The following is an 11871-nucleotide window of genomic DNA, read 5'->3' as shown; positions in this document are numbered from 1 at the left end:
CTACAAAACCTGCGCAAGCACTGATTGAAACAGCTGTTTCAGACGTGGGGTGGTATATCCGTCGCTATTAACCTGATTTTGCAGTGCGCAGCGGAAAACACCGTCAAGAAGCGCGTAACAGGCGTCAAACTGCTGCGCAGCGCGATGCCCTCCACGTTCGAATGCAAGTGCGCCGATCGAAACAAGCATTGCTTCAATTTCGGCAGTAACTGGGCGAAATGTCTCGTCACACAGAGCCTGATTGCGGATGTCGTACCATAAACGATGTGACATCGCGTGGTTTTTAACCTGCAGGGCCAGCGCGCCGGCCAGTGTATCAATAACTGCCGCGCGCCCCTTTGCGGTGTGCAGGGCGGCCATAATGCCGCTTACAAAAACCTGTTTATAAATTTGCACGCAATAGATGATCAGATCAGCGCGCTGTTTCAGTTTGGGTGCGGTATCTGTCATCATATTAACGGGCAGTTTGAACCAGCCTGGCTTGCACTGGAACTCGGTCAGCAGTTTGCCGACCTTGTCCTGTCTGGTATTGGTGACAAACCATGGCGGCCGCGGCAACAAGGTGAACTGCCCCGATAACAAACCGCGCGGTAAAGGCGCCCAAGGGCCTGAATAACCACGCGCTGCGTGTTTTCCAGCATAAAGGTGTTATGGACCGTTCCGATCCCTGATTGAACGTCTTGCGGCGTGTGGCCGGGGAACGCGCCCCATGGGCAGGCGGCCAGTCGGGTCCATGCGTTGATTGCGATGGTGCCATAGCGGAGGTCTGCGATGATCTTTTTAAAACAGCTTCTGACCGACCTTGTTGATGGTTTTGGGGTGGATCAGAATGTTTGCGCCCAACGTGCCGTGCAACTGGTCGTTGGAATAGTAGATTGCATTTCGCAGATAGGTTTCGGGGTCCGGTGCCTCCATATCGTGCGTTGACATTGCGGGGGCGAACACTTCGTCTTGGCAAAACATTCGCTGTCATCGACATCGTTGACAATCAGGGATGGCGCGGGTCCGCGATCAATCTTTTCTGGATTTTCGGCCTTTTCATCGGATGTGTGCAGGCGATCCTTTGCACCGGGGTAATATGCGCCGCGGGTGGATTTCTGCGCAATCTTGCTGACATAGGCCAAGAGGGTTTTGCCTTTGTCCCATCCGCGCGGCATGATCAGAACCTGACACGCGACGCAGTAAAACCCCGAATTATGCAACTTTTGCGAGACGATATGTTCCGCCTGAAACTGTAAGTCCGCGTCCGACCACGGGCCGGGGACAACGATTCTCGGGCAGACGGCACCCAGTTCCGAGGTGAAGCGGCGGTCATTTTTTTGGCGTGTTTTCCGCGCGGTTCTTTTCACCCTCAGCGCCGGTGCCCCACACAATTGCGTCATGGCTAGAGCCTGCACCGGTGATGTGAAGCTCTGACACAAGCGGGTGGTTAGTGAGGTATGAACCGGCCTCGCCATCTCATTTGACAACGCGTAGCGCGTCGCGCTCGGTCAACGGCTTTAGCGCTGCGGTCAGGAATTCGGGAAGGTAGTCGTTGACCGGATTCATTTTCAGAATAACCGCCTAGTTTTCCTGAAACAGCTTTTGAAAAACATCCAGCGGCGCGATTGATGCAATGTTGCCCGCACCCAAAATCAGCGCGACCTTGCCCTGCCGTTCTGCCGCCGGAATATCATAGGCGGCAGTGGTGTGACCGGGCAGGTTTGCGGCCGTTACGCCGTGTTGCATCCAGACTTCTGCCTTCACCCCCGACAGAAACAGATGGTCCCAGATCGAATGTGGCATCACCTTTACTGTGGTCTGTCGGTGGTCAATTCTTGCGTCGGCAGATGCTTGAGAAACGCTTCCCCGTCTATCTGGCTTAGAGTCTGGATCAGGCCGTCGACAGCATAAGGCCCCGTGTCCCATTCCTCCCCCGCAAGGGCTGAACCTTCGGGAATCCGCTTCTTGCGCGTGGCAGTCTTTCCCCAGTCTTGTGCCACCTCCATCAGGTTGTCCTTGACCTGTTCCGGCAGGGTAATGCGGTCTGAAACACTGGTGCGCGCTCATGAATCTTTTGCCGGGTCCAACGCGCCGAGCGCCGCATCGTATTCCTCCACGTAGTAGGCCATTGTACCACCGTTCATCGTAAACTCCCTTGCTGTCTGGTATTTTCCGACGCGTTTGGTGCGCGCGGCATTTCTGTTGTCTTGGATACGGCAATTTTCCGCAAGGGTGCGGGGCAGGGGCGAAATAAGGACTGTGCCGACCATTGGTTTACGCCTTCGGGTGACTATATCGCGGGCTGAAGCATAGGAGAAAAGAATGCGTACTACATTACTGGCAGCAACAATTCTGGCAACAGCAGGCGCGGCATCGGCGCAGACAGCCTTGTCGATTCCCCTCAGCGCTGGCGCGAGCATCGACACAGTGGCTTATTCATGCGCGGACGGGAGCGAATTGTCTGTTCAATACGTTAATTCCGGCGCCAACGCGCTTGCCATATTCGAGCTTGATGGCGAGCAGCGGATATTCGCGAATGTGGTTTCGGGGTCGGGGGCCAAGTATAGCTCCGGCTCTCATGTGTGGTGGACCAAAGGCGACACCGCGACACTGGAGAATGAAATGCAGGAAAACAGCCTGCAAGAATGTAAATCACAGGAACCGGCAGCGTCACAATAAACCCCGCTTCCCGGCGGTGAATATCACACAGCATTTCTCAGGTGTGGGGTGCTGTGTGTCTTTATTATTTCACCATATACTTAGCTGCGGGAATCCCCTAAATTACGATGGAATCTGACGGGTCCGGTTTTTCGGTTCTTGCTGCTTATGGAGCATTTTTAATGCGCGTATCTTCTTTTCTTCTGGCGTCTGTGTGCGCTGTTTCTTTTGCTGTTCCTGCCGTGGCGCAGGACAACTCGTTCAATTTTTCGTTGCGTGGCGGTATAGCGGGCACGCCTGAATACATGGGCTCTGACCAGACCGAAGCAGGTGTTGATCTGGGTTTTTCCTTTGGCGCACTGCGCATGGGCCGTCTTGATATTGGCAATGGCGTGCGCGGGGTACCGGACAACGGCCTGTCCTTGCGCGGTGCGTTCCGCATGATCGGTGATCGCAAGGCAGAGGACAGCCCCGAACTGGCCGGTCTTGAGGATATCGACATTGCCGTAGAACTCGGCTTCGGGCTGACGTACCAACAGACAAACTGGCTGGCGTTCGGTGAGGTTCGCAAAGGCGTGACCGGCCATAGCGGCATTGCGGGTACGCTGGGCGCCGACCTGATTTACCGTCCCAGTGATCGCTGGCTGTTTACAGCTGGTCCGCGGGTCAATTTTGGTGATGACAAATATGCCAACACATATTTCGGTATCCCTACTGGCAGTACCTCCAGCTTTGCCGCTTATGATGCACAGGGCGGTGCATTGGGTGCGGGCCTACAGGTGGCAGGTACTTACTTCATTGATGACAAGTGGGCGCTAGAAGGTGCGATCACTTACGAAAAGCTGCTCAATGACGCGGCAGACAGCCCGATCACCCTGAACGGCTCTGATGATCAGTGGCGCGTGCGTCTAGGGCTGAGCCGCGTATTTACGCTTAATTTCTGAATCGGGGCCATTTCCATGAAACTTGACGAAGCGATGCAAGGACGCCGCAGCATCCGCGGCTTTCAAGACAAACCTGTGCCGCGTGCGCTGATCGAAGAAGTGATCGCACTGGCCAACCGGGCGCCTTCGTCGATGAACACGCAGCCGTGGCATCTACACGTTTTGACAGGTGAACCATTGCAGCGCGTGCGGGAAGGAAACTCTACGCGCATGCTAAGCGGCGTTCCCCCTTCACGTGAAATTCAGGATCATGGGGCCTATGAAGGGCCGCACCGTGACCGTCAGGTCGGCATAGCAAAGCAGTTGTTCGCCGCGATGGGCATTGCGCGTGATGATAAAGACATGCGGCAGGACTGGGTGATGCGCGGGTTTCGCCAGTTTGACGCTCCTGTGTCGATTGTGGTGACGTTCGATAAATCACTGGAAGGCGGCACTATTGCGCATTTCGATCTGGGCGCGGTGACGTACGGGCTGACGCTGGCGGCGTGGTCGCGCGGGTTGGGCTGTGTGATCAACGGGCAGGGCATTATGCAATCGCCTGTCGTGCGTGAACACGCAGAAATTCCCGATGACGAAGTGATTATGACCTGTGTTGCTCTCGGCTGGCCGGACGAGGAATTTTCCGCCAACGCGGTTGTCTCGGAACGGCGCGATGTAGCAGAAGTTGCGCGGTTTGTCGGGTTTGACGACTAGTCGGTGACTTTGCCGTCCCACTTATCAGGAGCCGTGAGATGAAGCTTGCCCGTATCCGAACCGCTGACGGAGTGCGCCCTGCAATTATTGATGCCGATGGCGCGCCACATGATATTTCCGCCGTGGTGGAAGATATCACCGCGCAGACCATTTCGGCAGATCGCCTTGCCGCAATAGCAAAAATTAACCCTGCGGATTACCCTGTTTTGTCAGGTGACTATGCGCCGATCATTGATGACGTGCGGCGGATGTTCTGTATCGGTTTGAACTACTCCGACCACGCGAAAGAGGCGGGGATGGCGATACCGGATGAACCGATCCTGTTTATGAAAACCTGTCCCGCGACAGGCGCAAATGATCCGATTATCCTGCCGAAAGGATCCGAGAAAACCGATTGGGAAGTTGAACTGGGTGTTGTGATCGGCACGCGCGCCCATCACGTTTCAGAGGCCGACGCGCTGAACCATGTCGCGGGGTACTGCATCGTAAACGACGTGTCGGAACGCGCGTTCCAGACCGAACATGGCGGACAGTGGACCAAGGGCAAGTCCTGTGACACTTTCGGCCCCGTTGGCCCGTGGCTGGTCACACCGGACGAGGTGCCAGACCCGCAAAACCTGTCGATGTATCTGGATGTAGACGGTGTGCGGCGACAAACCGGCAATACCGCGACCATGGTGTTCGGTGTCGCAAATATCATCTCCTACCTCAGCCGCTTTGTCACTCTGATGCCAGGGGATGTGATCTCCACAGGGACACCGCCAGGCGTGGGCATGGGCATGAGCCCACCACAATATCTGCGCGCAGGCAGTGTTGTCGAACTGGGGATCGAAGGGTTGGGCACGCAGCGTCAACAGGTTCTGGCTTACCGCGATCCTGGCTGAAAACCGCACGCCTTGCAGGGCGGACCTGTAATGCGTACATCGGTGCCTGTGACTGTTGACTGAAAGAGTGATAATGCCTGATCAAATCGCGGCCCGTGACAAAATACTGACAACCGCTTCGCAAGTGTTGGAACAGGAAGGCAATGCGCTGCTGCGGATGTCGGAAAACCTGCCGGATGACTTTGCACCAGCGGTTGAGCGTATCCTGCAGATCAAAGGCCGGATCATCCTGTCGGGCATCGGCAAATCCGGTCATATCGCGCGCAAGATTGCATCAACCCTCGCGTCAACGGGTACGCCTGCGTATTTTGTACATCCGGCGGAAGCAAGCCATGGTGACCTCGGGATGATCACGCAGGATGATCTGTGCATCCTTCTGTCGAACTCGGGCGAGACATCGGAACTGGGTGATCTGATCCGCCACACCCGCCGCTTTTCTATCCCTATGATCGGGATGAGTAGCAAGGCAGAGAGTACGCTGATGCGCGCGGCCGATCTGTGTCTGACCTTGCCGCAAGAGCGCGAGGCCGGCAGCGGCATCGCCCCCACCACGTCAACCACCATGGCGCTGGCGCTGGGTGATGCACTGGCGATGGCATTGATGGAGCAGCGCGGATTTCTGTCAGAGCATTTCCGCACCTACCATCCGGGTGGAAAATTGGGTGCGCAACTGGCGCTGGTCCATCAATTGATGCACGGGCCGGAGGCCATGGCGGTGGTTGGCCCTGATACGGACATGCAGGAAACCATGTTGAAGATGGGCGAAAAGGGTTTCGGCCTTGCCTGCGTCATTGATGATGGTGAGCTGGTCGGGGTAATTTCGGACGGGGATTTGCGCCGCAATATCCAGTATCTGAACACCCGCAGCGCCGGAGAGGTTGCAACCAGATCGCCCAAAACCGTCCCGACTGACATGATGGCAGCCGAAGCTCTGGCAGTGATGAATGACAACAAGATCACCGTTTTAGTGGTGGTAGATAAAGGCGGAGCACCTGTGGGATTGCTGCGCGTTAACGATTGTTTGCGCGCAGGAGTCGCATAATGAAAACAGTAATCGTAATTCCCGCCCGCTATGCCTCGACGCGCTATCCCGGCAAGCCGCTGGTCACGCTGCGCGACCGTGACGGCGCAGAGAAATCCCTGATCCAGCGCAGTTGGGAAGCGGCAATTGCCGTGCGCGGTGTCGATGCGGTTTATGTGGCCACCGATGACGCGCGGATCAAGCAGGCGGCAGAGGCATTCGGCGCGGATGTTATTATGACATCGGAAAGCTGTGAGAATGGCACTGCCCGTTGCGCCGAAGCCGCAACCGCAGGTGTGTTCGAGGCTGATCTGGTGGTAAACCTGCAAGGCGATGCACCGCTGACGCCCGCATGGTTTGTCGAAGACCTGATAGCGGCCATGGCTGCCCGCCCCGAAGCGCCAGTTGCCACGCCTGTGGTGAAATGTGACGCGCAGACCTACGCGCACTTCCGTGCAGACCGTGCGGCAGGGTTGGTCGGGGGCACAACAGCTGTGTTTGATCGTACCAACCGCGCGCTGTATTTCAGCAAGGAGGTTCTGCCCTACATCGCCCCCGCAAAGGAAGCGGAAGCAGCGGGAGAGGTGTTTCACCACGTCGGTCTTTACGCCTACCGCCCCGCGGCGCTCGCGCAATACGCAAACTGGCCCGAAGGGCGGCTCGAGCGACACGAGGGGCTGGAACAGCTGCGTTTTCTCGAAAATGGTACGGATATTCTGTGCGTAGAGGTCGAGGGGCGCGGGCGTGTGTTCTGGGAGCTGAACAACCCCGCTGATGTTGAGCGGATCGAGTCTATCCTGAACGCAGAAGAGTCTTGAGGCGAGACGCCCCAGCCGACGCGCCGTGATCAATCGCGCGCGGCGGGGGTAAAGTTTTCGGCAAAGAACCTGTACCAGTTTTTCCCTATCAGCTTGCCGACCTCTTCTTCGTTAAATCCGATGTCACGCAGTCCTGCTTCGATGTTGCCAAAGTCGCGGTTGTCATTGAACCATGTTGGCATCGGCGGAAAACCGGGCGCGGCAGCAGAGCCTTCGCCATAGTCAATTTCCTTTGACCAACGGCCAACGCGCATCCATTCAACCACGCTGTCGGGCTGGTCCTGACACAGATCGGTTCCGATGCCGAAATGATCGACACCGTATTTCTCTGCTGCCATCGCCACCATTTCGCAGAAGCTTTGCAGGGTGCAATCGGATTTACCTTTCAGGTGGTGAGGGTAAACCGAAAATCCCATCATGCCGCCATTTTCTGTCACAGCCTTGATCACATCGTGCTTTTTGTTGCGCAGGGCAGGGGCCCATTCATGCAGGTTGGCGTGGGTGATTGCGATAGGGCGTTGCGACAACTCTGTCGCCTCAATGGTCGAGCGGTCCGCAGAATGGCTCATGTCGATGACAAGCCCGACGCGATTCATTTCCTTGATCACCTGTTTGCCCATGCGTGTGATACCGGTGTCTTCGGCCTCATAACAGCCAGTGGCGAGCAAGGACTGGTTGTTATAAGTGAGCTGCATAAAGCGCGCGCCAAGGGTATGAACAATTTCAACCAGCCCGATGTCATCCTCGATTGGCGCTGGATTTTGAAATCCGAAGAAGATCGCCGTGCGCCCGGTATTACGCGCTTCGTCGATGTCTCTGGCCCATTGGCCTTTCATGATCAGATCGGGATACTGTTCAAAACAGCGGTTCCACTGTTCGAAATTCAGGACCGTTTCGCGAAAATTCTCGTGATAGGAAATCGTGACATGCACGGCGTCGACATTGCCATCGCGCATCTGGCGGAAGATTTTTTCAGACCAGTTGGCATATTGCAGGCCATCAATTCGCATAAGCACGGCTCCTTCAGAGACGGGTGTCGGCGGTTGCCGTTTTGTGTCCCGGCTTCGGGTTTATTCGATTTATACTGCCTGCTTTTCGGTTCATCAGCAATGAGTGGGTTATCCCGAAAGGCAAACGTCACGTATCAGGAAACCGATTGTATCAACTGTGCCGCTGCAAGGTTATCGCCGATTTAATTACTCTAGTCAGACGTACCGAAATGGTTCTTGATTAAGAAGTCGCGCGGGATAGGCGCCCTAAACGGGGGCGCGCAATTGCACTGCAAATGGTTAAACCTTCATTAGATTAGCAAGTGCGCTACGCGACTGTGTTACATCGGATAGTGTGTATCGGTCTAATGTTTCAAAAAATGCTTCCTGCGCTTCGGCCAGCGGTTCACGCAAACCACAGGCTGGCAGGATCAGACAGGATTTATTTGCGCCAAAACACTCAACAACAGGATCGCTTCGTTTCATTGCCCGTACAACATCGCCGATCGAAATACGTTCAGCCGGTTGCGCCAGCGTCAGCCCACCGTTGCGGCCCCTTTCCGATGATGCAAATCCTTCCCGTACAAGCTGTGTCGCGACCTTGGACAAGTGGTTTTCGGAAAGGTTGAAAATGGCCGCAATTTCCGCTGCGGACACACGCGCAGGGTCTCGCACGGCAAGGGTCATCAGCACGCGTAACGCGTAATCGGTGAATTTATCCAACTGCATGGACTATATTTAGCATTTGAAATGCCGATTTGAAAGTGATAGATATTACGCATCAGAAATACCGATTAAAGGTGAATTCGATGTCATTATCAGAAGCTTTTCTCTGGCCGGGAACAAAAGTCTGCGAACGTTTGGGTGTGGATCCTGAGGGTGATGCAGGCCTGATCCGATGGATGGTGAACACACTTGTCTACCTGATCGTAAGTTTGGTGTTTGTATGGATCGTTGTTGTTTAGGCATATGCGTGTCTGGATATTCGGAAATAAATCGCTGATCCAAAGGAATTTATTATGGCATCATGGCTACCTACATTAATCACTAAAACCCCTGAAGAAGGCTATGAGTTGGCGGTAAAACTTAGCCGCGTCGCGGTGAAGATGACCCAGCCGGACGCGGATATGCGCAACAAACTGCGTACCGAGTATGCCGGAAGCTCGGATGCCTTGATTGCGTCCAGCCAGGTTGTTGCAACGCATTTTGCAACTGTCGCAGCCGCCAACGGTTATTGGAAAGACGTCTGAACCAAGTTCACTGAATACTCAGGCGCGCCAGCGCACTGATCAAATCAGTGCGGGTAACAATGCCGACAATTTTCGCGTCAGACAAAATCGGAACAGCATCAACCGCTCCCTCTGCCATCAGAGGCAACAGCGCGGTTAGCGGGGTGTCCGGAGTGGCACGGGGGCTGTGAGTGCTCATAATTCGAGCGGCATTTGCTGCCGTGTTTGCCCGGTTCTCAAACACCTGTCTCATCGCGGCCCCAAACCTGTGATGGAGTTTGGAAGCATCCTGTCGTGCGTGATCGATCAAATGCATCTGGAAGATTACACCCAAGTATCGTGCGTTTTCATCAACGACGGGCAGCGAGGTTATCCGGTGCTGCCGGAACAGGTCGGCCACTTCTACGAGTGGGGCAGTTGCACGCACTGTGATCAGATCGCGTGACATGACATCACCCGCTACCACTGGATTGATCCTGTGACCCGCCGCCTGCATCTCGGCCGCGCCAATCAACCGCGCAAGATCTTCTACGCCAAGGTTAAAGGATTGCTGGTACTGCTCCAGAATCACGGATAACTCTTCTTCGGACAAACCCAACCGTTCTGTCGGCTCGGGATCAAGTGTGCCGTGCTTGTTCGGATCGTCAAACTGACGGAAGGGATAGTGCCGCCCCGTCAGGCGGCCATAGACAATCGCAATTCCTACCAGCAAAACTGTCCCTAGGGCGACGGGCGTTATAGCAAACATAAACCCCAGTTCGTCTATGGCGTCAGGACTGAGTGCGGCAGTCATTGCGATGGCACCTGCAGGAGGGTGCAGTGCGCGACATAGAATTGTGGCGACAAGCGCAAGCCCGACAGCCAAAGCAATACGTAAAGTGGGATCAGCAACCGAAAGGCAGACCGCCACAGCAACGACAGCTGCGACCGTGTTGCCTACAATAGCTGACCAAGGCTGCGCGAGGGGGCTGTTGGGTAGCGCAAAAAGCAATACGGCACTGGCACCGAATGGTGCGACAAGATAAATGCCGGTCGTCAAATCGACCGAGGGGAGCAAGACCAACAACCCAACCAGACCCAGGCCGATAAACGCTCCGATACCTGCTCGCAGCGCCTCAAGAGGTGACGTGTGTGCGACGACGGGCCCAAAAGAATTCAGTCTTATCATGGTTAGCTACCCCGTTCCAATCGACGTTTAGTTCCCTGATTGGCCGGACAGCGCCCCAATGTCCACGCCTTACTAGACAGGAATGATAAGGAAAGTGAGATGGATGAACGCGAAAATACGATTGATTAATGTTCAGTGAATTCCATTCCAATAGCATCGGTCTCCGAGGGAAGGGTAGCTCACATCTGCTCCGGTTTAATAAGTTCCTCGCGGAAGGTATCGAAGGTGTATTGTGGCTAAGATACTTGCGCTGTTTAACGTGGACCTGTCGCGCTTTCGTGCCGCCCCAAGTGCTCGTTTAGGCCACTTTCCTTTCGAAGGCGACGGGGCTATTGACCTGCCCCCCCGAAACTTCCCTCAGTTTGATGTAGAGTTTGCTCACCCTTTTGAAGGAGCAAACAAATGCGAAAGAGCCGATTTAGCGAAGCCCAGATTATTGGGATGATCAAAGAGCAAGAAGCTGGGATGTCGACGGCGGAGGTGTGCCGCAAGCACGGCCTCAATCAGGGGACGTTCTACAAGTTCAAATCGCAGTATCGCGGCATGGAAGTGTCGGATGCGGCAAAGCTGCAGGCATTGACCGACGAGAATGCTAAATTGAAACGCCTGCTGGCTGACACGATGCTGGATAACGTTGGCCTGAAGGATTTGCCGGGAAAGAACTGACAACATCAAACGAGCGGCGAGCTTCAGCGCTTCGTGCGATACGGGGTCATGATATCTCGCAGCGCCGGGCCTGCCGTCTTGTTGGTGTTGATCCTAAACCCGTCAGGCGTGATCGTCCGCCTGACAATCCAGAAATACGTGCTGAGATGAAGGTTCTCGCGCACAAACGCCGCCGGCTTGGTTATCGGCGGATCGGTGTGATGCTGGAACGCAAAGGCATGATCATGGACCACAAGAAGCTGTACGGCCTTCATCCGGAAGAGAAGCTGGGTGTCAGGCGACGAAAGGATAGGAAGCGGGCGCGTGTATCGCGCACGCCAATGCCTGTTGCGCTGCGGCCGGTCGAACGTTGGTCCTTGGACTTCGTGTCTGACACGATTGGCGTGTCCCGCAAGTTCCGTATTTTGGCAGTGAATGATGATTGCTGTCGTGAGAAACTGTGCCTCATGGCCGACACCAGCATCTCTGGCGCGCGCGTCGTCCCTGAGTTGGATGCGCTTGTTCGGATCTACGGCATGCCCGCCAGCATTGTCAGCGACAATGGGGCCGAGTTCACCGGTCGTGCGATCCTGAAATGGGCAATGAGAACGATGTCGAGTGGCCCTGCATCGATCCTGGAAAGCCGCAACAAAACGGCTTCATCGAAAGCTTCAATGGTAGCCCTCGAGACGAGCTGTTAAACGAAGAATGGTTCGGCAGCCTGGACGACACCCGCCGGAAATTGGCGCTCTGGCGATACGATAACAACAACGTCAGACCACACTCATCAATGGAAAATCAAACACCCGCTGAAGCGCGTCGTGCGCTTGAGCAATTCGA

General features: G+C 55.3%; 16 protein-coding genes and 1 pseudogene. 9 read left to right on the top strand and 8 right to left on the bottom strand.

The annotated features are described in order from the left end of the window. The 5 genes from OS189_RS13565 to OS189_RS13545 form a co-directional block, all read right to left on the bottom strand. A complete protein-coding gene (locus OS189_RS13565; RefSeq protein WP_267167869.1) occupies positions 1 to 450 on the bottom strand; it encodes a hypothetical protein in 450 nt (149 codons plus the stop codon). A gap of 330 nt (positions 451 to 780) precedes the next feature. Continuing rightward, on the bottom strand, positions 781 to 930 hold the full coding sequence (locus tag OS189_RS13560; RefSeq protein WP_267167868.1) for a hypothetical protein: 150 nt from the start codon (positions 928 to 930) through the stop codon (positions 781 to 783). Positions 931 to 1563: 633 nt separating this feature from the next. Beyond that, positions 1564 to 1785 (bottom strand): hypothetical protein, encoded by a 222-nt coding sequence (locus tag OS189_RS13555; RefSeq protein ID WP_267167867.1) that lies wholly within the window; start codon positions 1783 to 1785, stop codon positions 1564 to 1566. A 5-nt stretch (positions 1786 to 1790) separates the two neighbouring features. Beyond that, positions 1791 to 1988 (bottom strand): hypothetical protein, encoded by a 198-nt coding sequence (locus tag OS189_RS13550; RefSeq protein ID WP_267167866.1) that lies wholly within the window; start codon positions 1986 to 1988, stop codon positions 1791 to 1793. Between the two features lie 57 nt (positions 1989 to 2045). Beyond that, positions 2046 to 2252, bottom strand: coding sequence for a hypothetical protein (locus tag OS189_RS13545; RefSeq protein ID WP_267167865.1), 207 nt, complete (start codon positions 2250 to 2252; stop codon positions 2046 to 2048). Between the two features lie 52 nt (positions 2253 to 2304). Here OS189_RS13545 and OS189_RS13540 point away from each other — a divergent pair, with 52 nt between their 5' ends. The 6 genes from OS189_RS13540 to OS189_RS13515 all read left to right on the top strand — a co-directional run bounded on the left by OS189_RS13540 (position 2305) and on the right by OS189_RS13515 (position 7000). After that, positions 2305 to 2661, top strand: a complete 357-nt coding sequence (locus OS189_RS13540; RefSeq protein ID WP_267167864.1) for an MliC family protein — start codon at positions 2305 to 2307, stop codon at positions 2659 to 2661. Between the two features lie 161 nt (positions 2662 to 2822). Further along, on the top strand, positions 2823 to 3584 hold the full coding sequence (locus tag OS189_RS13535; RefSeq protein ID WP_267167863.1) for a MipA/OmpV family protein: 762 nt from the start codon (positions 2823 to 2825) through the stop codon (positions 3582 to 3584). A 15-nt stretch (positions 3585 to 3599) separates the two neighbouring features. Then, the gene (locus OS189_RS13530) at positions 3600 to 4277 is read left to right on the top strand and encodes a nitroreductase (RefSeq protein WP_267167862.1); all 678 of its coding nucleotides are present in this window, start codon (positions 3600 to 3602) and stop codon (positions 4275 to 4277) included. A gap of 38 nt (positions 4278 to 4315) precedes the next feature. Continuing rightward, complete coding sequence (locus tag OS189_RS13525; RefSeq protein WP_267167861.1) at positions 4316 to 5161, top strand: fumarylacetoacetate hydrolase family protein; 846 nt, start codon at positions 4316 to 4318, stop codon at positions 5159 to 5161. A 73-nt stretch (positions 5162 to 5234) separates the two neighbouring features. Then, positions 5235 to 6203 carry a KpsF/GutQ family sugar-phosphate isomerase gene (locus OS189_RS13520; protein WP_267167860.1) on the top strand — a complete coding sequence of 323 codons (969 nt, stop codon included), beginning with the start codon at positions 5235 to 5237 and terminating at the stop codon, positions 6201 to 6203. Then, on the top strand, positions 6203 to 7000 hold the full coding sequence (locus OS189_RS13515; protein ID WP_267167859.1) for a 3-deoxy-manno-octulosonate cytidylyltransferase: 798 nt from the start codon (positions 6203 to 6205) through the stop codon (positions 6998 to 7000). Before OS189_RS13520 ends, OS189_RS13515 begins: the two co-directional genes overlap by 1 nt. A gap of 29 nt (positions 7001 to 7029) precedes the next feature. Here OS189_RS13515 and OS189_RS13510 read toward each other — a convergent pair whose 3' ends face one another. Then, positions 7030 to 8010, bottom strand: a complete 981-nt coding sequence (locus tag OS189_RS13510) for a membrane dipeptidase (RefSeq protein ID WP_267167858.1) — start codon at positions 8008 to 8010, stop codon at positions 7030 to 7032. A gap of 279 nt (positions 8011 to 8289) precedes the next feature. Next, on the bottom strand, positions 8290 to 8718 hold the full coding sequence (locus tag OS189_RS13505; RefSeq protein ID WP_267167857.1) for an RrF2 family transcriptional regulator: 429 nt from the start codon (positions 8716 to 8718) through the stop codon (positions 8290 to 8292). An 80-nt stretch (positions 8719 to 8798) separates the two neighbouring features. Here OS189_RS13505 and OS189_RS13500 point away from each other — a divergent pair, with 80 nt between their 5' ends. Both OS189_RS13500 and OS189_RS13495 read left to right on the top strand, forming a co-directional pair. Continuing rightward, on the top strand, positions 8799 to 8954 hold the full coding sequence (locus OS189_RS13500) for a hypothetical protein (RefSeq protein ID WP_267167856.1): 156 nt from the start codon (positions 8799 to 8801) through the stop codon (positions 8952 to 8954). Positions 8955 to 9008: 54 nt separating this feature from the next. Continuing rightward, positions 9009 to 9239, top strand: coding sequence for a hexameric tyrosine-coordinated heme protein (locus tag OS189_RS13495; RefSeq protein ID WP_267167855.1), 231 nt, complete (start codon positions 9009 to 9011; stop codon positions 9237 to 9239). Between the two features lie 7 nt (positions 9240 to 9246). Here the strand turns inward: OS189_RS13495 and OS189_RS13490 are convergent, their stop codons facing one another. After that, a complete protein-coding gene (locus OS189_RS13490) occupies positions 9247 to 10386 on the bottom strand; it encodes an HPP family protein (RefSeq protein ID WP_267167854.1) in 1140 nt (379 codons plus the stop codon). 402 nt (positions 10387 to 10788) lie between these two features. On the opposite strand from OS189_RS13490, the pseudogene OS189_RS13485 reads away from it, so the two are divergent. Next, positions 10789 to 11871: pseudogene (locus OS189_RS13485) on the top strand (IS3 family transposase); the annotation flags it as partial.

The organism is Sulfitobacter sp. F26169L, assembly GCF_026410285.1.
Lineage (GTDB): Bacteria > Pseudomonadota > Alphaproteobacteria > Rhodobacterales > Rhodobacteraceae > Sulfitobacter.
This window is presented reverse-complemented; position numbering and strand designations above follow the sequence as displayed.

Excerpts from the sequence above, each read along its gene's own strand:
- OS189_RS13565 (WP_267167869.1), bottom strand. The coding sequence starts at position 450 with ATGACAGATACCGCACCCAAACTGAAACAGCGCGCTGATCTGATCATC.
- OS189_RS13560 (WP_267167868.1), bottom strand. The coding sequence starts at position 930 with ATGTCAACGCACGATATGGAGGCACCGGACCCCGAAACCTATCTGCGA.
- OS189_RS13555 (WP_267167867.1), bottom strand. The coding sequence starts at position 1,785 with ATGCCACATTCGATCTGGGACCATCTGTTTCTGTCGGGGGTGAAGGCA.
- OS189_RS13550 (WP_267167866.1), bottom strand. The coding sequence starts at position 1,988 with ATGGAGGTGGCACAAGACTGGGGAAAGACTGCCACGCGCAAGAAGCGG.
- OS189_RS13545 (WP_267167865.1), bottom strand. The coding sequence starts at position 2,252 with ATGGTCGGCACAGTCCTTATTTCGCCCCTGCCCCGCACCCTTGCGGAA.
- OS189_RS13540 (WP_267167864.1), top strand. The coding sequence starts at position 2,305 with ATGCGTACTACATTACTGGCAGCAACAATTCTGGCAACAGCAGGCGCG.
- OS189_RS13535 (WP_267167863.1), top strand. The coding sequence starts at position 2,823 with ATGCGCGTATCTTCTTTTCTTCTGGCGTCTGTGTGCGCTGTTTCTTTT.
- OS189_RS13530 (WP_267167862.1), top strand. The coding sequence starts at position 3,600 with ATGAAACTTGACGAAGCGATGCAAGGACGCCGCAGCATCCGCGGCTTT.
- OS189_RS13525 (WP_267167861.1), top strand. The coding sequence starts at position 4,316 with ATGAAGCTTGCCCGTATCCGAACCGCTGACGGAGTGCGCCCTGCAATT.
- OS189_RS13520 (WP_267167860.1), top strand. The coding sequence starts at position 5,235 with ATGCCTGATCAAATCGCGGCCCGTGACAAAATACTGACAACCGCTTCG.
- OS189_RS13515 (WP_267167859.1), top strand. The coding sequence starts at position 6,203 with ATGAAAACAGTAATCGTAATTCCCGCCCGCTATGCCTCGACGCGCTAT.
- OS189_RS13510 (WP_267167858.1), bottom strand. The coding sequence starts at position 8,010 with ATGCGAATTGATGGCCTGCAATATGCCAACTGGTCTGAAAAAATCTTC.
- OS189_RS13505 (WP_267167857.1), bottom strand. The coding sequence starts at position 8,718 with ATGCAGTTGGATAAATTCACCGATTACGCGTTACGCGTGCTGATGACC.
- OS189_RS13500 (WP_267167856.1), top strand. The coding sequence starts at position 8,799 with ATGTCATTATCAGAAGCTTTTCTCTGGCCGGGAACAAAAGTCTGCGAA.
- OS189_RS13495 (WP_267167855.1), top strand. The coding sequence starts at position 9,009 with ATGGCATCATGGCTACCTACATTAATCACTAAAACCCCTGAAGAAGGC.
- OS189_RS13490 (WP_267167854.1), bottom strand. The coding sequence starts at position 10,386 with ATGATAAGACTGAATTCTTTTGGGCCCGTCGTCGCACACACGTCACCT.